This is a genomic window from Pseudomonas sp. B12(2026), assembly GCF_057767015.1.
On sequence record NZ_CM173430.1, the window covers coordinates 5,631,111 to 5,651,298 of the forward strand.

Genomic DNA, 20,188 nt, shown 5'->3' on the forward strand with positions numbered 1-20,188 from the left:
GTTGACATGGCGCGGCTCAGCGCGCGTGGACCGGGTTCAGCCGCTTGAGCAGGTTCAGGCCGTGGTTGCCGAGCAGCAGCAGGAAGGCCTCGATCTTGCGCGGCACCGGAATCGCCGCCATCGACAGGCGGCAGACCTGGACCAGGAAGTACTCGTGCAGCGCCTGCTCGCCGATGCGCTGGTAGTAGCGCGACAGGCAGTAGTAGGTGTGCAGGGTCATCCGCTGCTGCACGCGCTCGGCCTGCATGGAGAAGATCCCGCCCTTGTGCCGGCGGTAGGCGGCCGGGCGGATCTCGCCGAGGAACTTGCCCTTGCCGTAGGCGCCCAGCAGCGACCACCAGCACAGGTCGACCATGCGCGTGGTGCGCAGCTCCTCGGGCATCTCGCCGAGGACGTTGCGGAAGCAGGCGGTCAGGGTGGAAATCGCCCGCGCCTGCTGCAGCTCGCGGCGGCTGGCGTCGCGGCGGAAGCGGCCGCTGAGCTGGCGCGGCTTGATCACGCCGTCCTCGTTGAACACGTAGGCGTCGTGATAGGTGATCACGTAGTCCGGGTTGCGTTCGAGGAAGTCGACCTGGATCTGCAGCTTGCGCGGGTCGGTCCAGAAGTCGTCGCCCTCGCAGTAGGCGATGTAGCGGCCGCGCGCCTTGCGGAACACCGCCATGCCGTGGGACACGCCCTTGGAGTACTGGTTTTCCTTGTGCAGGATCGGCTTGATGATGTGCGGGTAGCGCGCCGCGTAGTCGGCGATCACCTCGGTGGTGCCGTCGGTGGAGGCGTCGTCGTTGACCAGCACCTCGAAGCGGAAGTCGGTGACCTGTTCGAGGAAGCTGTCCAGGGCGCGGCCGATGTAGTTCACCTGGTTGTAGGCCAGGCACACCACGCTCAGCAGCGGTTCGGGGGCCTCCGGCCAGTTGGAGAGGATCTGCAGCTCGGAGCGGATATCCATGTCTAGACACTCGGCTTGTGGGAGGGTTTGAACAGACGCAGCAGCTCCGGGGCGGAGCCCACGCCCACCAGGGTCAGGGTGATCAGGCCGCAGGCGGCCAGCGCCAGCAGCAGCGCCAGGCGCTCGCCGGAACGCGCCAGCAGCGCGTAGACCGGCTCGGCGAGCAGCACGCCGGCGGCGCTCAGCGCGGCGATCTGCAGGGTGTCGCGCAGCCAGGGCGCGTGCAGGTCGTCGCCGAAGCGGTGGTGGACGATCGGCGGCAGGATCAGGAAGGACACCAGGCGCAGGCCGAACCAGCACAGCGCCACGCCGAGCACGCCGTACAGGTAGGCGCTGGCGACCACCAGCGGAATGCTCACCAGCGCCGACACCACGCTGTACCAGACGTGCAGGTGCAGCTGGCCGTGGGCGTACTGCAGGTAGAACTGGAAGCTGCTCACCGCCATCAGGCCGGCGCCGAGCACGTACCAGACCAGCACCGGCTGGCACCATCTGGCGGCCACGGCATCGCCGCTCCAGGCCAGGACCAGGTCATGACCATGGGCGGCGATCACCGCGACCATCGGGAACAGCAGCACACAGACGAAACGGTTCGCCTTCAGATAGAGCTGCTGCATGTCGTCGTGGCGCCCTTCGGCGATCAGCATGGTCATGCGCGGCAGCAGCGACTGCGCCAGCGGGTTGACCAGGCTGAGGATGCCGCCGCTGACCAGCGCCACCAGGGAGAAATAGCCGTAGTCGTGCAACGGCATCAGGCTCGACAGCAACACCTTGTCGAGCTGGGTGAGGATGATCCACAGGCCGGAGGTGAAGCTCATGCCCAGGGCGAAGGGAATCACCGGCCGCAGGGTGTCCCAGCAGAAGCGCGTCAGCAGGCGCACCTCCATCCACAGGTAGGCCTTGGCGCCCAGCAACAGGGTTTCGAGCAGCGACACCGCCACCTGGAATTCGAAGAACAGCAGCGGGTCCTGGCTGACCCTGACCACCAGCAGCAGGCCGCCGAAGTAGCGCAGGGTGGTGACGAAGACGTTGATCCCGTTGATCCAGCCGTGCAGCTCCAGCCCCTGCAGCGCGCTGCGGTACAGCGTGCCGTACAGGCGCAGGGCGACCAGCAGGCCCATCAGGCTGATGCACTGCGCCACCAGCGCCGGGCTCAGCGCCTGCACGTTGAGCCAGCGCCCGGCGATCCAGGGGCTGCCGGCGTACACCGCCAGCGAGCTGAGCAGGGTCAGCGGCAGCAGGATCAGCTCGAAGGAACGCAGCAGGCTCGCCTGGCCGTAGGCCTCGCCGTGGGCGCCGCGGACGTGCGCCACCTGCCGCACCAGCGCCGGCGAGAGACCGACGTCGAGCAACAGCAGCCAGGTCTGCAGCACCGCGAAGAAGCCGATCAGGCCGTAGGCCTCGGCGCCCAGGTGGCCGAGGTAGAACGGCTGGATCAGGATGCCGATGACGATCGCGTAGGCCTGCCCCGCATAGTTGAGCAGGGTATTGCGGATCATCGACAGCGAGCGTTTGGCCGGCATGATCGACTCCTCAGACCGCCACCGCGACCCGGCCGCTTTCCATCAGCAGCACCTCGATCACCGCGCGCTGCACCTCCTGCGGCAACCCCGGGTAGAGCGGCAGGCAGAGGATGCGCTGGCTCAGCTCGCGGGAGATGGCCTGCGGCTGCTGCGGGGCGAGGTAGTCGAGGGTGTCCAGCGAGGGGTAGAAGTAGCGCCGCGGGTTGACCCCGATGGCATTCAGCGCGTCGCGCACGCGCAGCACCTGTTCCTCGTTGCGCAGGCCGATCGGGTAGTAGCTGTTGTTCTGCCGCGCGCCGGCCTGGATGGTCTGCAGGTCGTAGTAGCCGCCGAGCGCGGCGCTGTAGCGGGCGGCGATCTCCTCGCGCTGGGCGAGGATGCTGTCGATGTCGTCGAGCAGGCACAGCCCCATGGCGGCGGAGAACTCGTTCATCTTGGCGTTGATCCCCGGGCCGACGATCTGGTCCACCCCAGCGATGCCGAAGTTGCACAGCAGGCGGATCTGCCGGGCCAGCTCGTCGTCGGCGGTGACGATGGCGCCGCCCTCGATGGTGTGGAACAGCTTGGTGGCGTGGAAGCTCAGGGTGCTCAGGTCGCCCCAGGCCAGCACCGAGCGGTCGCGGTAGCGCGAGCCGAAGGCATGGGCGCCGTCGTAGATCACCTTCAGGCGGTTGCGCTGGGCCAGCGCCTGGATCTCCTCCACCGCGCAGGGGTTGCCGAACACGTGGGTGGCGACGATGGCCGTGGTGTCCGGCGCCAGGCTCGCCTCGACCAGCTGCGGGTCGAGGTTCCAGGTGCGCGCGTCGATATCGGCGAAGCGCGGCCGGATGTGCTCCCAGTGCAGGGTGCTGCTGGTGGCGACGAAGCTGAACGGCGTGGTCACCGCGCTGCCGGTGACGCCCAGCGCACGGTAGGCCACCTGCAGGGCGACGGTGCCGTTGCAGGTGAGGATCACGTGGCGCACGCCCAGGTAGTCCTGCAGCCGCTCCTCCAGCGCGGTGGAAAAGGGGCCGTGGTTGGTCAGCCAGCCGCTGGCGTAGATCTGCTCCACGTAGGACTTGAACTTGTCCAGGTCGCCCAGATACGTCTTGGTCACATTGATCACAGTCGCATCCCTCTGATGGATGGGGAAAATCCCTTGATGGCGGCTGGCGCGCCGCTCAGCCCAGCGCGGAGAGCGCGAAGGGCGCGCCGTCGAGCGGGACGTCCGGCGCCGGCGCCGCTGCCGGCTGCGCGCGGCTGGCCAGGTGTTCCTGCAGCGCCTCGATGACCCGGCCGCTGGCATCGTGGTGGAACTGCCAGACGCCGTAGATGCGGCTGTCGAAGGAGCGCTCGCTGCCGAGCATCGGGTTGGCCGCGAGCCCCGAGCCGAGGCCGAAGCTGTACAGCCCCGGGATCGGCCGCCCGTTGATGTCGCGCAGGCAGCCGGCGGCGTCGGAATCCAGCCCGCCCTTGCTCTCGCGTATCTGCAACGGCTCGCCGTTGGCATACCGCAGCGCCGGCAGGCAGGGCTGGTAGCCGATCGCCTGGACCATCACCCCCGGCTCGCTGCAGCACTGCTCCAGGCGCTCGCGCACGGCCGGCGAGCGGTCCTCCAGGCGCAGCATCTCCACCTTGACCCGGGTGCCGCTGACGTGGCCGCTGGCGAGCACGTCGGTGCCCACCTGGTGCGCGCGGTAGCGCAGCCCGCCGGAGCGGTTGACGCGGCCGGACACCGGGCACACGTCCATGCCCTCGTCCACCACGTAGCCGGCGGCGCGGGCTTCCTCGACGCTCTCGAAGAACAGGCGGATCGGCGCGCGATGCAGCAGGGTCAGGCGTTCGAGACCGAGGCAGTCGAGGGCGCAGGCGAGGTTGTCGAGCACCGAGAAGGCGCTGTGGGAACCGCCGACCACGGTGAAGCGGCTGTCCGGGGCCACGCGGTCGCCGAACAGCTCCACCAGTTCGGCGGGGCTCAGGCTGAGCAGCGCGTCGGAGGAATAGACGATGGGGCCGTCGGCGCCCAGGTGCAGGTCCTGCTCGGCCAGGCTCCAGTGCAGGTACTCGCGGTTCTGCCGGCCGCCGAGGTTGAGCACCAGCCCGCCCGCCTCCACCTGCCAGGAGCAGGAGCCGCTGCGCAGGGCCAGCTGGAAACCGCCGTCGTCGTGGGCGGTGATCTTCTCGATGCGGGTGCCCAGCGCGACCTCGACCCCCAGATGGCGGGTGACGTAGCGCATGAACAGCGTCGAGGCATGGGCCAGCAGCTCGCCGACCTGGGTGAGCATCGGCGCCCCGTTGGGGTCTTCACGCAGGCGGCGGAAGGCCGCCGAATGCTCCAGCGGCGCGAAGATCGGCAGCAGCGCCGGATCGCGCAGGCAGTCGAGGAATACGTCGCCCACCGAGTTGGCGGTGATGTGGTAGTCCCCCAGCCGGCCACGGCCGACCGCCTGCGCGGCGTCCACCACCAGCAGGCCGGCGCGCGCCAGGCTGGCCAGCGCTCCGGTCTTGTAGGCGTTGAACAGGAACCCCATGCCTGCCGGGCCTGCGCCACCGACCACACAGGCATAGTTGGAGCGGAAGGATTGTTCAGTCATCAGCCTGACTCCCTAGCGAGCGCGGGGCGCAGCGGGCCGCACGGCTCTCGTCGTGATGCCGGCACCTGCGGCCGGCATGGGGCGCGCGTTCGCGCCGGAATTCCGTCGCCCACTTCGGGTACCCGGTCAGGGCGGGGACGGGATGCGTGAACGGCACATCGCGGGCGAGTGCCGGAGGGGAAACTTCCGAACGGGGACAAAGTTGCAGTTTCAGCAATAAGGAAAATAGCGAATGGTGCTTTTGAAGTGCCGTCGGAAGTTCGGCGCAAGTGAGTCTTCGAACAGCGGAGTTAATACATCCGGCCATGAATCCGAAGGCTGGATGAAACTTCCCTTTGAACTTCGAAGTATTGGCGCCAGTTTTTCGGACAGGCCGCTCGGATATGCACTTGCGCGCAATGACCCGGACGTTTGCGAGCAAGGCTTTTGCGTCTGCCCCGGCGGCAACCGAAGTTGCACCGGCCGGCATTTCTTCTGCGCTCATCGACAGTGGCTCCGCTAGCGGAGATCGCCGTGCGCCGGGCCTCTGGCGAAATTCGAAGACAAAGCTACCGCCCGAGTTCGAATGACCCGATTCGATCAGCGATTGATCAGACTGCTATCCCTGAAATGGCCGCTGCTTTCCGCCGGGCAAAGCTACCGCCCTTCGGCCAACTCCGAAATTCCGGGAAACGACAGTGAAAAATACCTCGCTTCCGTTGCGGCAAAAGCTACGGAAGCGCTCGGACTGGGAACGGGAGGTGACGGGAAGACAGGGGGGTGAATCGAATCTTCCGTGACACGCTGCTCGTGGGACAACTCCCCTGGTGTCTCATCCAGACACCACACGATATTGCTATGTGATTAGTAATAGTGGGGCGGCCTGATGCGTGTCAATCAATGAAGCACCGAGCCGCCAATAATCCGACAAAAGGCAGACACACACTTGTAACTCATTGATTATCAAGCCGCCAATTTAATGTCATCGTTGATTTGGCAGCGCGGCTTATTCTCCGCCCTGTAACAGTGGTATTAGTCGAAAAGTATTAATCCTGCCAGCCTGGAACGGCTGGCAGTGTTTCATCCTTGAACGATGCGGTCCTTGCCGGTGCGTTTGGCCTGGTACAACGCCGCGTCGGCGCGGCTGTAGAGGGCCGACAGATTCTGGTCGTCCGGCTGCAGCAGGGTCAGCCCCTGGCTGATGGTCACGCTGAAGTAATGCTCGGCCTCGTTGAAGCGCAGGCGCTGGACTTCCCGCTGCAGGCGCTCGCCGATCAGCCGCGCCGTCGTCTCGTTGCAGCCCGGCAACAGCACGGCGAATTCCTCGCCGCCGATGCGGCCGAACAGGTCGCCCCGGCGCAGCGCACCCGCCCCGCTCTGGGCGATGCGCTGCAGCACCACGTCGCCGACCTGGTGGCCGTAGACGTCGTTGACCTTCTTGAAATCGTCGACGTCCAGCAGGAGGAACGCCAGCGGGGTGGAGCTCGCCTTACAGTCGCGGAACGCCTGCTCGGCGCTGTCGAAGAAGTAGCGGCGGTTGCTGCTCTGGGTCAGCACGTCGGTGGTGGCCAGGCGGTGCAGCTCGGTCTCCATGTGCTTCTTGTCGGTGATGTCGTCGGCGATGCCGACGATCAGCTGCGGCAGCCCGGCCTCGCCGTGCTGGCTGACGAAGCACTTGTCGCTGAGCCAGCGCACCTCGCCGTCGGCACGCAGGATGCGGTATTCGCGCTGCTCGATGGCGCCACGTTCGAGCACTTCCTGCAGGCTGCTCTGGGCGTAGTCCAGGTCATCGGGATAGATGCAGTTGCGCCACTCGTTGTAGTCCGCCAGCAGCAGGGCCGCGGAGCGTCCGAAGATGCGTTCGTAGGCGGGGCTGACATAGACCATGCGCTGGGCCTGCCAGTCGAAGGCCCAGAGCACCGAATTGATGCTGGCCAGCAGGGCGCTGAAGAGCTGTTCGCGCTCCTTCAGCCGCTGCACCTCGGCGCGGCTGTGCAGCAGCGCCAGCAAGGCTTCATCCTGATCCACAGGCATCTTGTTGGGTTCATCCATGTGTCGGCGCCTCCCGCTCATTGACCGGGGCTCTGACCGCAAACTACGTCAGGCCGTTGCAAAATAAACGAAAAGCCCGCCGAACGGCGGGCTTTTCTTGCAAACGGCTTCACATCGTCCGTGGACGGTAGTTCACGTTTACATGGCGGGGCGCAGCGAGTAGGTCTTGAGCTGTTCGGCGAACTCGCGCAGGGACTGGATGCCGCTGGCTTCCGCCTCCTGCACCCACTGCTTGATGGCCGCCAGCATGTCGTGGCCATTGGCGCTGGTCTTGACCCAGATCTGCTGCAGCGCCAGGCGCTTCTCGTAGATCACCGTCAGCGCCGCGCTCTGCGCCAGCAGGTCCTGGATGCGCGCCTGGTGGCGCTCTTCCAGCAGGCTGGTCTCGCGGGACAGCAGGCGCTTGGCGCGGCGGAACAGGTGGCGCACGGACGCGTCGGCCTTGGCCAGCTCCTGCTTCACCAGCGGGCCGATCACCAGCTTGCGGTACTGGGCCATGATCTGGAAGCGGTTGTTGAGGATGGCCATGGCGGTGTCCATGTCCAGGCTGCCCTTGCCTTCCACGCGGTGGGCGATCGGCGCCACGCGGGCGACCCTGGCCAGGCGCAGGAAGCTGAACAGCTTGATCCAGGCCCAGCCCAGGTCGAACTCCCACGTCTTCACCGACAGCTTGGCCGAGTTCGGGTAGGTGTGGTGGTTGTTGTGCAGCTCCTCGCCACCGATGAGGATGCCCCAGGGCACCAGGTTGGTGGCGGCGTCGCGGCACTCGAAGTTGCGGTAGCCGACCGCATGCCCCAGGCCGTTGACCACGCCGGCGGCCCACAGCGGGATCCACGCCATCTGCACGGCCCAGACGGTCAGGCCGAGGGCGCCGAACAGGGCGACGTCGATCAGCAGCATCAGCGAGATGCCGCCCAGCGGGAAGCGGCCGTAGACGTTGCGCTCCAGCCAGTCGTCCGGGCAGTTCTTGCCGTAGATGCGCAGGGTGTCGGCGTTCTTCGCTTCCTCGCGATAGAGCTCGGCGCCGCGCCGCAGGACGGTGCCCAGGCCCTTGAACACCGGGCTGTGCGGGTCCTCGGCGGTTTCGCACTTGGCGTGGTGCTTGCGGTGGATGGCGGTCCACTCGCGGGTGTTCATGCCCGTGGTCATCCACAGCCAGAAACGGAAGAAGTGTTGCAGCACGGGGTGCAGTTCGAGCGCGCGGTGCGCCGAATAGCGGTGCAGATACACGGTGACGCTGACGATGGTGACGTGCGTCAGGAGCAGGGTGACCGCCACCAGTTGCCACGGCGACAGGTCAAGGAAACCGTTGTACCACATGGTCGATGATGAACCTCGGGGGTGGTGTGAAAGAGCGACTTTGCCGGACAAAGTCAGCTGGCATTATCACCAAGCGGGTCCGGAAAACCATCCGGTCTTTTAGATATGAACGCCCACCTCTGCTCATCCTTTATACTGCGCAGCCAATACCTTCGCCTCGCCACCGCATGAACCCACGTCTTAGCGCCCTGCGCATCAGCCTGCTGTACCTGGTGCTCGCTTCCCTCTGGATACTGGTGAGTGATCATTGGTTACAAATGGTCTTCACCGAGCCGGTCCAGACCCTGCGTTGGATGACCGCCAAGAAGTTCGCGTTCCTGGTCGTCAGCGCGCTGCTGCTGTTCCTCCTGCTGAACCGGCAGTTCCGCAACCAGCAGGCGACCTTCAACGCCATGGCCGACCGCGAGGAACGCCTGAGCCGCGCGCTCAACGTGGCCGAGGACGGGGTCTGGGACTGGGACCTGCGCAGCCAGCGCGTCCATTACTCGCAGGGCTACGCCAGCCTGATCGGCCTGCCCGCCGAGCACCTGAGCGACGATTTCCTGCTCTGGGAAAACCGCCTGCACCCCGAGGACCGCGACGCCACCCTCGCCGCCTACCGGGACCACATCGACGGCCTCAGCGAGCGCCTCGACTGCGTCTACCGCATCCTCCACAGCGACGGCGGCTACCGCTGGATCCACGCCCGCGGCCGCGTCGAGCGCAGCGCCAGCGGCGAAACGCTGCGCATGACCAGCATCAACCGCGACATCACCCGCCAGCGCAACAACGAAGACCACCTGCGCCAGGCCGCGGCGGTGTTCGAAGCGACCCAGGAAGGCCTGCTGGTCACCGACAGCCGGGGCATCATCGTGCACACCAACCCGTCGTTCTCGCGCATCACCGGCTACGCGGCCGGGGACGTGCTCGGCGGCCAGCCGTCGATCCTCAAGTCCGGGCGGCAGAACGCCGCCTTCTACCAAGGCATGTGGGACGCCCTGCAGCGCGACGGCGTGTGGAGCGGCGAAATCTGGAACCGCCGCAAGAGCGGCGAGGTGTACCCGCAGTGGCAGCACATCCGCGCGGTGCGTAACGACCAGGGCGAGCTGACCCACTATGTGGCGGTGTTTTCCGACCTCAGCAGCCTCAAGCGTTCGCAGCACGAGCTGGATTTCCTCGCCCACCACGACCCGCTCACCGGCCTGCCCAACCGCCTGCTGCTGCGCGAGCGCATCGAGCAGGCGCTGGCCCGCGCCGAACGCGAACAGGGCGGCGGCGCCCTGCTGAACATCGACCTGGACCACTTCAAGCACATCAACGACAGCCTCGGGCACAGCACCGGCGACCTGCTGATCAAGGCCATCGCCGAACGCCTGCAGGGCTGCCTCGACAAGCGCTGCACCCTGGCGCGGCTGGGCGGCGACGAGTTCGCGGTGATCCTCGAAAGCCTGCAGCAACAGCACGCCAGCAGCCTCGCCCAGCGCCTGCTGGAGGCGATGAACGCGCCGTTCGAGGTCAGCGGGCAGACCATCTACATGTCCGTCAGCCTTGGCGTGAGCCTGTTCCCCGAGGACGCCAACAACGTCGACCACCTGATGCAGCACGCCGACGCCGCGCTGTTCCAGGCCAAGACCAGCGGCCGCAGCCTGTACGCCTTCTACACCCCCGAGCTGACCGCCCGCGCGCGCTCCCACGTGCAGGTGGAAGCCGCCCTGCGCCATGCGCTGGACCACGACGAGCTGCGCATCTACTTCCAGCCGGTGCACGACCTGGCCAGCGGGCGCATGGTCGGCGTCGAGTCGCTGGTGCGCTGGCAGCATCCGCAGCGCGGCCTGGTGCCGCCGAGCGAGTTCATCCCGGTGGCCGAGGAAAGCGGTCTGATCACCGCCATCGACGCCTGGATCCTGGAGCAGGCCTGCCGGCAGATGCGCGCATGGCTGGACGCCGGGATCACCCTGGACTTCATCGCGGTCAACGTCTCCAGCCGGCTGTTCGACCGCGGCGGCCTGGAAGAGCGCGTCGCCCTGGCCCTGCAACAGAGCGGCCTGGAACCGCACCACCTGGAGCTGGAAGTCACCGAAAGCGCGGTGATGGAGAACTTCGACCAGGCCCTGGAACTGCTCTGCCAGCTGCGCCTGCTCGGCGTGCACCTGGCCATCGACGACTTCGGCACCGGCTATTCCTCACTGATGCGCCTCAAGCGCATGCCGGTGCACAAGCTGAAGATCGACCAGGGTTTCGTCGCCGGCCTGCCGGATGACTCCGAGGATGCCGCCATCGCCTGCGCGGTGATCGCCCTGGGCCACAGCATGGGCCTGCAGGTGGTCGCCGAGGGCATCGAGCGCCCGGACCAGGCGGCGTTCCTCCTCACCCACGCCTGCGATCTCGGCCAGGGCTACTGGTACGGCGCACCGCAACCGGCCGGCACCCTGCTGCCGCAACTGCCGCGCGACATCCGGTGAAAGCCCTGTAAAAACTTTCTGATATATAAAAATTCTTAAACAGTATTTTTAAGAATAATCGGCTCCTGCCTAAGATGCGCTCACACCGCGCGGCCGTCCGTTGAAACAGCCGGCTGTCAACCCATCAGGAGCAGACACCCCATGAGCGCCCCCCTCCGTAGCCTGGACGGCCAGGACGAAGCCAACATCCTGCGCGAAGTGCAAAGCGCCCTGCGTGGCCTGCGCTTCGGCGCCGTCGAGATCACCGTGCACAACGGCCAGGTGGTGCAGATCGAGCGCAAGGAAAAATTCCGCCTGCAACAGAGCACCGGCAAACAAGCCTGAGACCTGCGCGCACTCAACCCGTGACATGACCGGACAACCGGAGCGTCGCCATGCCCCACCGGTACTGCAGCAGCCAGCCGCGAATGCGCAGCTGAGCACGCCCTTACAAGACCTGCCAAGCCAATGACTCTTCAGGAGCTGCACATGTCCATCCGCCGTTTCGCCTTTGCCGCCCTCGCCAGCGCACTGGCTTCTACCCTGATTGCCGGCCCGGTCTCGGCCGCGACCCAACTGCTGAACGTTTCCTACGACCCGACCCGCGAGCTGTACCAGGCCTACAACGCCGCCTTCATCAAGCACTGGAAGGCCCAGGGCGGCGACGACCTGACCGTGCAGCAGTCCCACGGCGGCTCCGGCAAGCAGGCCCGCGCCGTGATCGACGGGCTGAAGGCCGACGTGGTGACCCTGGCCCTGGCCGGCGACATCGACGAACTGAACAAGCTGGGCAACCTGCTGCCCGCCGACTGGCAGGCGCGCCTGCCGGACAACAGCACCCCCTACACCTCGACCATCGTGTTCCTGGTGCGCAAGGGCAACCCGAAAGGCATCAAGGACTGGGGCGACCTGACCAAGCAGGGCGTGGAAGTCATCACCCCCAACCCGAAGACCTCCGGCGGCGCCCGCTGGAACTTCCTCGCCGCCTGGGCCTGGGCGAAGAAGCAGTACGGCAGCGACGAGAAGGCGCAAGCCTACGTGCAGGACCTGTACAAGCACGTGCCGGTTCTGGACACTGGCGCCCGCGGCTCGACCATCACCTTCGTCAACAACAGCATCGGCGACGTGCTGCTGGCCTGGGAGAACGAAGCCTTCCTGGCCAAGAAGGAACAGGGCGGCGAGAACTTCGAGATCGTCGTCCCGTCGGTGTCCATCCTTGCCGAACCGCCGGTGGCCGTGGTCGACAAGACCGTCGACAAGAAAGGCACGCGCAAGGTCGCCGAGGAATACCTGAAGTACCTGTACAGCGAAGAAGGCCAGCGCATCGCCGCGCAGAACTTCTACCGCCCGCGCAACGAGAAGGTCGCCGCCGAGTTCGCCAAGCAGTTCCCGACACTCAACCTGGTGACCATCGACAAGGACTTCGGCGGCTGGAAAGTCGCGCAGCCCAGGTTCTTCAACGACGGCGGCATCTTCGACAGGATCTACCAGGCGCAATGAGCAAGTCGGGCAGATCGCGCTTCATCGATCCACCACCGGCCTTCGCACGAGCGCCGACGGTGGAAGTAAAGAGCGACTTCCACCCTACGACCGGATCGGACTCCAGCACGTAGGGTGGATCGCGCTTCACCGATCCACCACCGGCCTCCCCACGAGTGCCGATGGTGGAAGTAAAAAGCGACTTCCACCCTACGACCGGATCGGACTCCAGCACGTAGGGTGGATCGCGCTTCACCGATCCACCACCGGCCTCCGTGCGGGTGCCGATGGTGGAAGTAGAAATCGACTTCCGCCCTGCTACCAGCTCCAGAGAAACCAAGCGTTCCAACGCAGAGTAAGGACAGAACATGTCACGACGCATCTCCCCGGTCATACCCGGCTTCGGGCTGACTCTGGGCTACACCCTGGTGTATCTCAGCCTGTTGGTGCTGATTCCGCTGGGGGCCATGTTCCTCAAGACCACCCAGCTCTCCTGGGATCAGTTCTGGGCCATCATCACCGCGCCGCGCGTCATCGCCGCGCTCAAGCTGAGCTTCGGCACCGCGCTGGTCGCCGCGCTGATCAACGGCGTGATCGGCACCCTGCTGGCCTGGGTGCTGGTGCGCTACCGCTTCCCCGGGCGCAAGATCATCGACGCGATGATCGACCTGCCCTTCGCCCTGCCCACCGCCGTGGCCGGCATCGCGCTCACCGCGCTGTATGCGCCCAATGGCCTGGTCGGTCGCTTCGCCACCGAGATCGGCCTGAAGATCGCCTACACCCCGCTGGGCATCACCCTGGCGCTGACCTTCGTGGTCCTGCCCTTCGTGGTACGCACGGTGCAGCCGGTGCTGGCGGATATCCCGCGTGAAGTCGAGGAAGCCGCCGCCTGCCTGGGCGCCAGACCGCTGCAGGTGTTCCGCCACGTGCTGCTGCCGGCGCTGCTGCCCGCCTGGCTGACCGGCTTCGCCCTGGCCTTCGCCCGCGGCGTCGGCGAGTACGGCTCGGTGATCTTCATCGCCGGCAACATGCCGATGAAGACCGAGATCCTGCCGCTGCTGATCATGGTCAAGCTGGACCAGTACGACTACACCGGCGCCACCGCCATCGGCGTGCTGATGCTGGTCGTCGCCTTCGTCCTGCTGCTGCTGATCAACCTGCTGCAACGCCGCATCGAAACGCCCTGAGGAGCGCGCCATGAGTACCGCAAGCCTTTCCGCCGCGGCTGCCGCCAACGCCGCCCGCCGGGGCAATGTCTGGGGCCGCCGCGCCCTGATCGGCCTGGCCTGGCTGGCCTTCGCCCTGTTCCTGCTGCTGCCGCTGTTCGTGGTGCTCAGCGAAGCGCTGAAGGAGGGCCTGGGCACCTTCTTCACCGCCATCGCCGAGCCCGACGCCATCGCCGCGCTGAAACTCACCCTGCTCGCCGTGGCCATCTCGGTGCCGCTGAACCTGGTGTTCGGCGTCGCCGCCGCCTGGTGCGTGAGCAAGTTCGAGTTCCCCGGCAAGAGCCTCCTGGTGACCCTGATCGACCTGCCGTTCTCGGTCTCGCCGGTGATCGCCGGCCTGATCTACGTGCTGCTGTTCGGCGCCCAGGGCTACTTCGGCCAGTGGCTTTCCGACCACGACATCCAGATCGTCTTCGCCGTGCCCGGCATCGTCCTGGCGACCATTTTCGTCACCTTCCCCTTCGTCGCCCGCGAGCTGATCCCGCTGATGCAGGAACAGGGCACCCAGGAGGAAGAGGCCGCGCGCCTGCTCGGCGCCAACGGCTGGCAGATGTTCTGGCACGTGACCCTGCCGAACATCAAATGGGGCCTGATCTACGGCGTGGTGCTCTGCACCGCGCGGGCGATGGGCGAGTTCGGCGCGGTGTCGGTGGTCTCCGGGCACATCCGCGGCGTCACCAACACCCTGCCGCTGCACGTCGAGATTCTCTACAACGAGTACAACCACGTCGCCGCTTTCAGCGTCGCCACCCTGCTGCTGCTGATGGCGCTGGTCATCCTGCTGCTCAAGCAGTGGAGCGAGTCGCGCCTGTCCCGCAGCAAAGTCAAAGCTGACGATGAATAAATGAGAGCCACGCCATGAGCATCGAAATCCGTAACGTCAGCAAGCACTTCAACGCCTTCAAGGCGCTGAACGACATCAACCTGGATATCCACAGCGGCGAGCTGGTCGCCCTGCTCGGCCCGTCCGGCTGCGGCAAGACCACCCTGCTGCGCATCATCGCCGGCCTGGAGACCCCGGACGCCGGCAGCATCGCGTTCCACGGCGAGGACGTCTCGCAGCATGACGTGCGCGACCGCAACGTCGGCTTCGTGTTCCAGCACTACGCGCTGTTCCGCCACATGACGGTGTTCGACAACGTCGCCTTCGGCCTGCGCATGAAGCCGAAGAAAGAGCGCCCGAGCGAAGCGCGCATCGCCGAGAAGGTCCACGAACTGCTCAACATGGTGCAGCTGGACTGGCTCGCCGACCGCTACCCGGAACAGCTCTCCGGCGGCCAGCGCCAGCGCATCGCCCTGGCCCGCGCGCTGGCGGTGGAACCGAAGATCCTGCTGCTCGACGAACCCTTCGGCGCCCTCGACGCCAAGGTGCGCAAGGAGCTGCGCCGCTGGCTGGCGCGGCTGCACGAGGAGATCAACCTGACTTCCGTGTTCGTCACCCACGACCAGGAAGAGGCGATGGAAGTCGCCGACCGCATCGTGGTGATGAACAAGGGCGTGATCGAGCAGATCGGCTCGCCCGGCGAGGTCTACGAGAACCCGGCCAGCGACTTCGTCTACCACTTCCTCGGCGACTCCAACCGCCTGCACATCGGCGGCGACGAGCACCTGCTGTTCCGCCCGCACGAGGTTTCCCTGTCGCGCTCCGAAGTGGCCGAGCACCGCGCCGCCGAAGTCCGCGAGATCCGCCCGCTGGGCGCGATCACCCGGGTGACCCTCAAGGTGGAAGGCCAGGACGAGCTGATCGAGGCCGAGGTGGTGAAGGACCACGACAGCCTGACGGGCCTGGCGCGCGGCGAGACGCTGTATTTCAAGCCGAAGGCGTTCCATCCGGTGGCGAATGTCTGACCGGCGCCCCTGCGCCGGGGCAACGGCGCTTTCGTAGGAGCGGACCTTGTCCGCGAAAGGTCAGCCCCGCTGAAGAGCATCGCGGAGAAGCTCCGCTCCTACGAGAGCCAGCCTGTTGAACGCCTGTAGGAGCGAGCTTGCTCGCGAACCTGGCCCCGCAGCGGGGTTTGTTCGCGAGCAAGCTCGCTCCTACAGGTCCTGATCCCGCCCTTCTTCGTCCAGATGGCGCAAGAGGAAATCCCGGCTCGATTCGATGATCGCCTTCTGCGTCTTCCCGCTGGCGACCATCCGCGCCAGCAGCAGCGCGCCGACGCACTGCGCCAGCAGCGCCCAGGCATCCTCCGGCGAACCCAGCGCCTCGGCCCAGGCCTGCTGCAATTCCAGCAGCGCCTCCTCGGCGCTGTGCCGCACGGATTCTTCGGCGCGGGCGATCTCCGCGCCCAACGCCGGAATCGCGCAGCCGGCCGCCGCGTCCTGCACATGGGTGACGTTCAGGTAGCGCTTGAGCCCGCGCTCCAGGCGCGCGCGGTCGAGCACCTTGCCCTTGGCCGCGAGGCGCTCGACGCTCTGCTGCAGCTCGCGCTGGACGATGGCGACGAACAGCTCGTCCTTCGATCCGAAGTGGTTGTAGAACGCCCCGCCGGACAACCCCACCGCCTTCATCAGCCCGTCCACGCCGGTGGTGGCGAAGCCGCCCTGCTTGGCGAGCGCGCCGCTGCTGTCGAGCAGGCGCTGGCGGGTTTCTTCCTTGTGGGTGGCTGAATAGCGCATCGGGCGCCTCCGGAAGCGGTTGACGATACGGCGGAGGTTAACATAACGTTCGTTTACCTAACGACCGTTTACCCAATTCCGCGTACCGCAGAGGAAACGAGAATGTCGAACAAGAAAGTCGTGCTGGTAATCGGCGCCGGCGACGCCACCGGCGGCGCCATCGCCCGCCGCTTCGCCCGCGAGGGCTTTGTCGCCTGCGTCACCCGGCGCTCGGCGGACAAGCTGCAGCCGCTGGTGGACGCCATCCGCGCCGAAGGCGGCGAGGCCCACGGTTTCGCCTCGGATGCGCGCAAGGAAGAGGCGGTGATCGAGCTGGTGGAAACCATCGAGCGCGACATCGGCCCGATCGAAGCCTTCGTCTTCAACATCGGCGCCAACGTGCCGTGCAGCATCCTCGAAGAGACCGCGCGCAAGTATTTCAAGATCTGGGAAATGGCCTGCTTCTCCGGCTTCCTCACCAGCCGCGAGGTGGCCAAGCGCATGGTCGGGCGCCAGCGCGGCACCCTCCTCTTCACCGGCGCCACCGCCGGCCTGCGCGGCGCATCCGGATTCGCCGCCTTCGCCGGCGCCAAGCACGGCATCCGCGCCCTGGCCCAGAGCATGGCGCGCGAACTGGGGCCGATGGGCCTGCACGTCGCCCATGTGGTGGTGGACGGTGCCATCGACACCGAATTCATCCGCGACAATTTCCCCGAGCGCTACGCGTTGAAGGACCAGGACGGCATCCTCGACCCCGAGCACATCGCCGACAGCTACTGGTATCTGCACTCCCAACCCAGGGACGCGTGGACTTTCGAACTGGATCTGCGTCCGTGGATAGAACGCTGGTGACAAGCCCATAACCACAAGAAGAAGAGAGCCACCCATGAGCAAAAGCGTCGAGTTCTACTTCGATTTCGGCAGCCCGACTTCCTACCTGGCCTACACCCAGTTGCCGAAAATCTGCGCCGAAACCGGCGCCGGGCTGGTCTATCGCCCGGTGCTGCTGGGCGGCGTGTTCCAGGCCACCGGCAACGCCTCGCCCATCGCCATCCCGGCCAAGGGCCGCTACACCCTGATCGACATCGCCCGCTTCGCCCGCCGCTATGGCGTGCCGCTGACGATGAACCCGCACTTCCCGATCAACACCCTGACCCTGATGCGCGCCGCCACCGGCGTGCAGATGCGCCAGCCGGAGCGCTTCGAGGCGCTGCTGGCCTGCGTGTTCAAGGGCATGTGGGTGGACGCGCTGAACCTGGGCGACCCGGCGGTGCTCGGTCCGCTGCTGGCCGCGGCGGGCTTCGATCCGCAGGCGCTGCTGGCGCTGACCGCCGAGCAGGAGGTGAAAGACGCGCTGAAGGCCAACACCGAGGCGGCGATCAGGCGTGGCATGTTCGGGGCGCCGACTATGTTCGTCGGCGACGAGATGTTCTTCGGCCAGGACCGCCTGGATTTCGTCCGCGAAGCCTTGGCGTAAAGCGATTCGCGGGCAGCGCCTACAGCCGCACCGGTGACCACTTGCGTAGGATGGCGTGGAGCGCAGCGATACCCATCGATTCAGCGCACCGACCGCATGGGTATCGCTGCGCCCATCCGACAAAGATGCCTGTCCCAAACGGCGGTGCTGCCGGAGAGGCCGGTGCCGGGAATGTTCGCGAGCAAGCTCGCTCCTACGAAGAGCACGCCGGCGCAGGCCTGCAGGAGCGAGCTTGCTCGCGAACCACTTGCCCATTACAGGGCAAGGACGGCGGAACGGCGCAGGCCGAAGAATTCCAGCTCGGCGAGCAGCCCGACCACCAGCGCCTGGCCGATGATGAAGGCGTAGCCCAGGCTGGTCGGCTGCACCCAGCCGCCGACCAGCAGGAGCAGGCTTTCCATCACCCACAGCAGGTTGGCGGCGATCACCACCCACACGCCGGCGCGCGACAGCGCCGGCTGGTTGGCCATCCACGCCAGCACCAGGGCGAAGGGCAGCAGCACGATGCCGGCCACCAGCAACAGCACGAAAGGCACGCCCAGCAATTCGCCGAGGGGATAGGCGGCCAGCGCCATCAGCAGGCCAGTGGTGCCACTGGCCAGGGCATCGGCCTGCAGGGTGCGGCGAAGCAGCGGGGACGGTTGCAGCAGAGTCATGGCGAATCCTCCTTCGGCGGGGCGCCGCCGATTGGCGGCGCACGACCACAGGTTCCGCCCGGCGGCGCGGCCGGTCGATTACCTGCCAGGTAATGGCCGGGCCGCCAGCCCGGGTCTATCGTTCGTTCCCATGAACAGCCCCAGCCTCCCCGTCGGCGCCCTGCTCCGCCAATGGCGCCAGCGCCGCCGACTCAGCCAGCTCGACCTCGCCTGCGACGCGGAGATTTCCACGCGCCACCTGAGCTTCGTCGAGACCGGCCGCGCCCTGCCCAGCCGCGAGATGCTCCTGCACCTCGCCGAACAGCTGGACATCCCGCTGCGCGAGCGCAACCGCCTGCTCAGCGCCGCCGGCTACGCGCCGGTGTACGCCGAGCGCGAGCTGGACGACCCGGCGCTGACCGTGGCGAAACAGGCCATCGACCAGTTGCTCAAGGCCCACGAGCCGAACCCGGCGATGCTGGTGGACCGCCACTGGAACCTGCTGGCCTCCAACCGCACGGTGGGCATCTTCCTGGTCGGCGTGGCCCCGGAGCTGCTGCAGCCGCCGGTCAACGTGCTGCGCATGAGCCTGCACCCCGCCGGGCTGGCGCCGCGCATCCTCAACCTCGGGCCGTGGAAGGCGCATGTGCTGGAGCGTCTGCAACGCGACTTCGAAACCAGCGGCGACCCGGCCTTGCAGGCGCTGCGCGAGGAGCTCGCGGCCTATCCGGCGCCGCCCTGCGACGAGGCGGCCAGTGGCGACATGGTGCTGATCCCGGTGCAGCTGCAGACCGACCTGGGCGTCTGCAGCCTGATCGGCACCATCACGGTGTTCGGCACGCCGGTGGACGTGACGCTGTCGGAACTGGCGCTGGAAACCTTCTTCCCCGCCGACCCCGACAGCGCGCGAATCCTGCGCCAGCTCAACGGCGCCGGCTAGCGGGCGGCCGGGGCAAGGTGATCGACGGGGGTTTCCATTGCAGCTGGCGGCGATGCTCCCGCTGTCGCGGCAGACCACCGACCAGATCCTCAAGGGCCTGGAGGCCCAGCGCATCCCGCGCCCGAGCCCGGTGAATCACTCTTTCGGACGGTTGCACGGGCGGCGTTCGGCGCTAGCCTTGGGAGAGTCGCAGCCCTGGCGTCGGACGGCGCCCGGCGCGGCACACAATAACAATAAGGAAACTCCAGCCATGTTCCGAAAGCTCGATGTGCTTCGCGGTATCCTGCTGTGCTGTTTCGGACTCCTCGCCCTCGCCGCCCAGGCCAACCTGCCCACCGACGAACTGCAATTGCAGGGCATGCAGGTCAACACCTGCCGCTCGATCAACAGCCTGTTGCTGCTGCGCGGCGAAGGCTTCCAGGAAAAACACGCCGTCCAACTGGAAAACGACCTGGCCGCGCTGGACCAGACGATCAAGGCCTACGCCAGATCCGACGAGGCGCTGAAGAAGGCCCACGCGGACTTCGTTACCCAGATACGCAACGGCGTTTCCTACGGCCCCAAAGAAGAAGACCTGCCCTGGCGCTACAACCAGGACCTCAGCCGCGCCCTGCGCGGGCTGCTGGAGCGGATCGAGCGCTTCGTCCCGGCCAGCGCCGATGCCAGCCAGATTCCGCTGTGGGAGCTGCCGGTGCGGGTCGAATACCTCGCCACCCAGTACCTGGGCCGCGCCTACATGAGCGGCCTGGAGCTGGCGCGCGAGCAGCCCCAGGTCTACCTCGGGCAGGACGAGAGCGTGCTGCTGCCGCTGCTCTCGCAGCGCATCGCCCAGCTGCCGGAGGGCGACGCGACCCAGAAGCTGCGCACCCGCTGGGAGTACCTGAGCAAGGCGCTGCAGGACATGAACAGCAAGAGCAACAGCGTGGTCAGCGCCTCGGGCCGGCCCTGGGCGCCGATCATCGTCGAGCGCAACGCCCGGGCGGTGTCCGGCCAGCTGATGCAGATCAGCCAGCAATAAGG

General features: G+C 66.7%; 19 protein-coding genes and 1 pseudogene. 11 read left to right on the forward strand and 9 right to left on the reverse strand.

Annotated elements, in window-relative coordinates; translation table 11 throughout:
• Positions 1–16: 16 nt before the first annotated feature.
• The 7 genes from AC3B6A_RS26110 to desA form a co-directional block, all read right to left on the reverse strand.
• On the reverse strand, positions 17–946 hold the full coding sequence (locus AC3B6A_RS26110) for a glycosyltransferase family 2 protein (protein WP_488399998.1): 930 nt from the start codon (positions 944–946) through the stop codon (positions 17–19).
• A 2-nt stretch (positions 947–948) separates the two neighbouring features.
• Positions 949–2,469 carry a lipopolysaccharide biosynthesis protein gene (locus AC3B6A_RS26115; protein ID WP_488399999.1) on the reverse strand — a complete coding sequence of 507 codons (1,521 nt, stop codon included), beginning with the start codon at positions 2,467–2,469 and terminating at the stop codon, positions 949–951.
• 10 nt (positions 2,470–2,479) lie between these two features.
• Positions 2,480–3,574 (reverse strand): DegT/DnrJ/EryC1/StrS family aminotransferase, encoded by a 1,095-nt coding sequence (locus tag AC3B6A_RS26120; protein WP_488400000.1) that lies wholly within the window; start codon positions 3,572–3,574, stop codon positions 2,480–2,482.
• Positions 3,575–3,629: 55 nt separating this feature from the next.
• Positions 3,630–5,042: a hypothetical protein gene (locus AC3B6A_RS26125; protein ID WP_488400002.1), complete on the reverse strand. Its 1,413-nt coding sequence runs from the start codon at positions 5,040–5,042 to the stop codon at positions 3,630–3,632.
• The gene (locus tag AC3B6A_RS26130) at positions 5,035–5,526 is read right to left on the reverse strand and encodes a hypothetical protein (protein ID WP_488400003.1); all 492 of its coding nucleotides are present in this window, start codon (positions 5,524–5,526) and stop codon (positions 5,035–5,037) included. Before AC3B6A_RS26130 ends, AC3B6A_RS26125 begins: the two co-directional genes overlap by 8 nt.
• A 575-nt stretch (positions 5,527–6,101) precedes the next feature.
• Positions 6,102–7,073 carry a GGDEF domain-containing protein gene (locus AC3B6A_RS26135; protein ID WP_488400004.1) on the reverse strand — a complete coding sequence of 324 codons (972 nt, stop codon included), beginning with the start codon at positions 7,071–7,073 and terminating at the stop codon, positions 6,102–6,104.
• Positions 7,074–7,211: 138 nt separating this feature from the next.
• Positions 7,212–8,393 carry a delta-9 fatty acid desaturase DesA gene (gene desA / locus AC3B6A_RS26140; protein ID WP_488400005.1) on the reverse strand — a complete coding sequence of 394 codons (1,182 nt, stop codon included), beginning with the start codon at positions 8,391–8,393 and terminating at the stop codon, positions 7,212–7,214.
• A gap of 167 nt (positions 8,394–8,560) precedes the next feature.
• Here desA and AC3B6A_RS26145 point away from each other — a divergent pair, with 167 nt between their 5' ends.
• From AC3B6A_RS26145 to AC3B6A_RS26170, 6 genes are all read left to right on the forward strand, one after another.
• Positions 8,561–10,834, forward strand: a complete 2,274-nt coding sequence (locus tag AC3B6A_RS26145) for a putative bifunctional diguanylate cyclase/phosphodiesterase (protein ID WP_488400006.1) — start codon at positions 8,561–8,563, stop codon at positions 10,832–10,834.
• A gap of 141 nt (positions 10,835–10,975) precedes the next feature.
• Positions 10,976–11,158 carry a sulfur starvation response protein OscA gene (gene oscA / locus AC3B6A_RS26150; RefSeq protein ID WP_488400007.1) on the forward strand — a complete coding sequence of 61 codons (183 nt, stop codon included), beginning with the start codon at positions 10,976–10,978 and terminating at the stop codon, positions 11,156–11,158.
• 144 nt (positions 11,159–11,302) lie between these two features.
• Entirely contained in the window at positions 11,303–12,313 is a 1,011-nt protein-coding gene (locus AC3B6A_RS26155) for a sulfate ABC transporter substrate-binding protein (protein WP_488400008.1), read from the forward strand.
• Between the two features lie 347 nt (positions 12,314–12,660).
• The gene (cysT, locus tag AC3B6A_RS26160; RefSeq protein WP_488400009.1) at positions 12,661–13,479 is read left to right on the forward strand and encodes a sulfate ABC transporter permease subunit CysT; all 819 of its coding nucleotides are present in this window, start codon (positions 12,661–12,663) and stop codon (positions 13,477–13,479) included.
• Positions 13,480–13,489: 10 nt separating this feature from the next.
• Positions 13,490–14,362: a sulfate ABC transporter permease subunit CysW gene (gene cysW, locus AC3B6A_RS26165; RefSeq protein WP_488400010.1), complete on the forward strand. Its 873-nt coding sequence runs from the start codon at positions 13,490–13,492 to the stop codon at positions 14,360–14,362.
• Between the two features lie 14 nt (positions 14,363–14,376).
• Positions 14,377–15,366 (forward strand): sulfate/molybdate ABC transporter ATP-binding protein, encoded by a 990-nt coding sequence (locus AC3B6A_RS26170; protein WP_488400011.1) that lies wholly within the window; start codon positions 14,377–14,379, stop codon positions 15,364–15,366.
• Between the two features lie 189 nt (positions 15,367–15,555).
• Here AC3B6A_RS26170 and AC3B6A_RS26175 read toward each other — a convergent pair whose 3' ends face one another.
• A complete protein-coding gene (locus tag AC3B6A_RS26175; RefSeq protein ID WP_488400012.1) occupies positions 15,556–16,137 on the reverse strand; it encodes a TetR/AcrR family transcriptional regulator in 582 nt (193 codons plus the stop codon).
• A 102-nt stretch (positions 16,138–16,239) separates the two neighbouring features.
• Here AC3B6A_RS26175 and AC3B6A_RS26180 point away from each other — a divergent pair, with 102 nt between their 5' ends.
• Complete coding sequence (locus AC3B6A_RS26180) at positions 16,240–16,968, forward strand: SDR family oxidoreductase (protein WP_488400013.1); 729 nt, start codon at positions 16,240–16,242, stop codon at positions 16,966–16,968.
• 34 nt (positions 16,969–17,002) lie between these two features.
• On the forward strand, positions 17,003–17,593 hold the full coding sequence (locus AC3B6A_RS26185; protein WP_488400014.1) for a 2-hydroxychromene-2-carboxylate isomerase: 591 nt from the start codon (positions 17,003–17,005) through the stop codon (positions 17,591–17,593).
• A 254-nt stretch (positions 17,594–17,847) separates the two neighbouring features.
• On the opposite strand, the gene AC3B6A_RS26190 is transcribed toward AC3B6A_RS26185, so the two are convergent.
• Positions 17,848–18,249 carry a hypothetical protein gene (locus AC3B6A_RS26190; RefSeq protein ID WP_488400015.1) on the reverse strand — a complete coding sequence of 134 codons (402 nt, stop codon included), beginning with the start codon at positions 18,247–18,249 and terminating at the stop codon, positions 17,848–17,850.
• Positions 18,250–18,379: 130 nt separating this feature from the next.
• On the opposite strand from AC3B6A_RS26190, the gene AC3B6A_RS26195 reads away from it, so the two are divergent.
• The 3 genes and pseudogenes from AC3B6A_RS26195 to AC3B6A_RS26205 all read left to right on the forward strand — a co-directional run bounded on the left by AC3B6A_RS26195 (position 18,380) and on the right by AC3B6A_RS26205 (position 20,186).
• Positions 18,380–19,168: an MmyB family transcriptional regulator gene (locus AC3B6A_RS26195; RefSeq protein ID WP_488400016.1), complete on the forward strand. Its 789-nt coding sequence runs from the start codon at positions 18,380–18,382 to the stop codon at positions 19,166–19,168.
• 40 nt (positions 19,169–19,208) lie between these two features.
• Positions 19,209–19,283: pseudogene (locus tag AC3B6A_RS26200) on the forward strand (Crp/Fnr family transcriptional regulator); the annotation flags it as partial.
• Positions 19,284–19,418: 135 nt separating this feature from the next.
• Positions 19,419–20,186: a hypothetical protein gene (locus AC3B6A_RS26205; RefSeq protein WP_488403722.1), complete on the forward strand. Its 768-nt coding sequence runs from the start codon at positions 19,419–19,421 to the stop codon at positions 20,184–20,186.
• The last annotated feature ends 2 nt before the right edge of the window (positions 20,187–20,188 follow it).

Coding starts and splice junctions, on each gene's coding strand:
- AC3B6A_RS26110 (WP_488399998.1), bottom strand. CDS start 946: ATGGATATCCGCTCCGAGCTGCAGATCCTCTCCAACTGGCCGGAGGCC.
- AC3B6A_RS26115 (WP_488399999.1), bottom strand. CDS start 2,469: ATGCCGGCCAAACGCTCGCTGTCGATGATCCGCAATACCCTGCTCAAC.
- AC3B6A_RS26125 (WP_488400002.1), bottom strand. CDS start 5,042: ATGACTGAACAATCCTTCCGCTCCAACTATGCCTGTGTGGTCGGTGGC.
- AC3B6A_RS26130 (WP_488400003.1), bottom strand. CDS start 5,526: ATGAGCGCAGAAGAAATGCCGGCCGGTGCAACTTCGGTTGCCGCCGGG.
- AC3B6A_RS26135 (WP_488400004.1), bottom strand. CDS start 7,073: ATGGATGAACCCAACAAGATGCCTGTGGATCAGGATGAAGCCTTGCTG.
- desA (WP_488400005.1), bottom strand. CDS start 8,393: ATGTGGTACAACGGTTTCCTTGACCTGTCGCCGTGGCAACTGGTGGCG.
- AC3B6A_RS26145 (WP_488400006.1), top strand. CDS start 8,561: ATGAACCCACGTCTTAGCGCCCTGCGCATCAGCCTGCTGTACCTGGTG.
- oscA (WP_488400007.1), top strand. CDS start 10,976: ATGAGCGCCCCCCTCCGTAGCCTGGACGGCCAGGACGAAGCCAACATC.
- AC3B6A_RS26155 (WP_488400008.1), top strand. CDS start 11,303: ATGTCCATCCGCCGTTTCGCCTTTGCCGCCCTCGCCAGCGCACTGGCT.
- cysT (WP_488400009.1), top strand. CDS start 12,661: ATGTCACGACGCATCTCCCCGGTCATACCCGGCTTCGGGCTGACTCTG.
- cysW (WP_488400010.1), top strand. CDS start 13,490: ATGAGTACCGCAAGCCTTTCCGCCGCGGCTGCCGCCAACGCCGCCCGC.
- AC3B6A_RS26170 (WP_488400011.1), top strand. CDS start 14,377: ATGAGCATCGAAATCCGTAACGTCAGCAAGCACTTCAACGCCTTCAAG.
- AC3B6A_RS26175 (WP_488400012.1), bottom strand. CDS start 16,137: ATGCGCTATTCAGCCACCCACAAGGAAGAAACCCGCCAGCGCCTGCTC.
- AC3B6A_RS26180 (WP_488400013.1), top strand. CDS start 16,240: ATGTCGAACAAGAAAGTCGTGCTGGTAATCGGCGCCGGCGACGCCACC.
- AC3B6A_RS26185 (WP_488400014.1), top strand. CDS start 17,003: ATGAGCAAAAGCGTCGAGTTCTACTTCGATTTCGGCAGCCCGACTTCC.
- AC3B6A_RS26190 (WP_488400015.1), bottom strand. CDS start 18,249: ATGACTCTGCTGCAACCGTCCCCGCTGCTTCGCCGCACCCTGCAGGCC.
- AC3B6A_RS26195 (WP_488400016.1), top strand. CDS start 18,380: ATGAACAGCCCCAGCCTCCCCGTCGGCGCCCTGCTCCGCCAATGGCGC.
- AC3B6A_RS26205 (WP_488403722.1), top strand. CDS start 19,419: ATGTTCCGAAAGCTCGATGTGCTTCGCGGTATCCTGCTGTGCTGTTTC.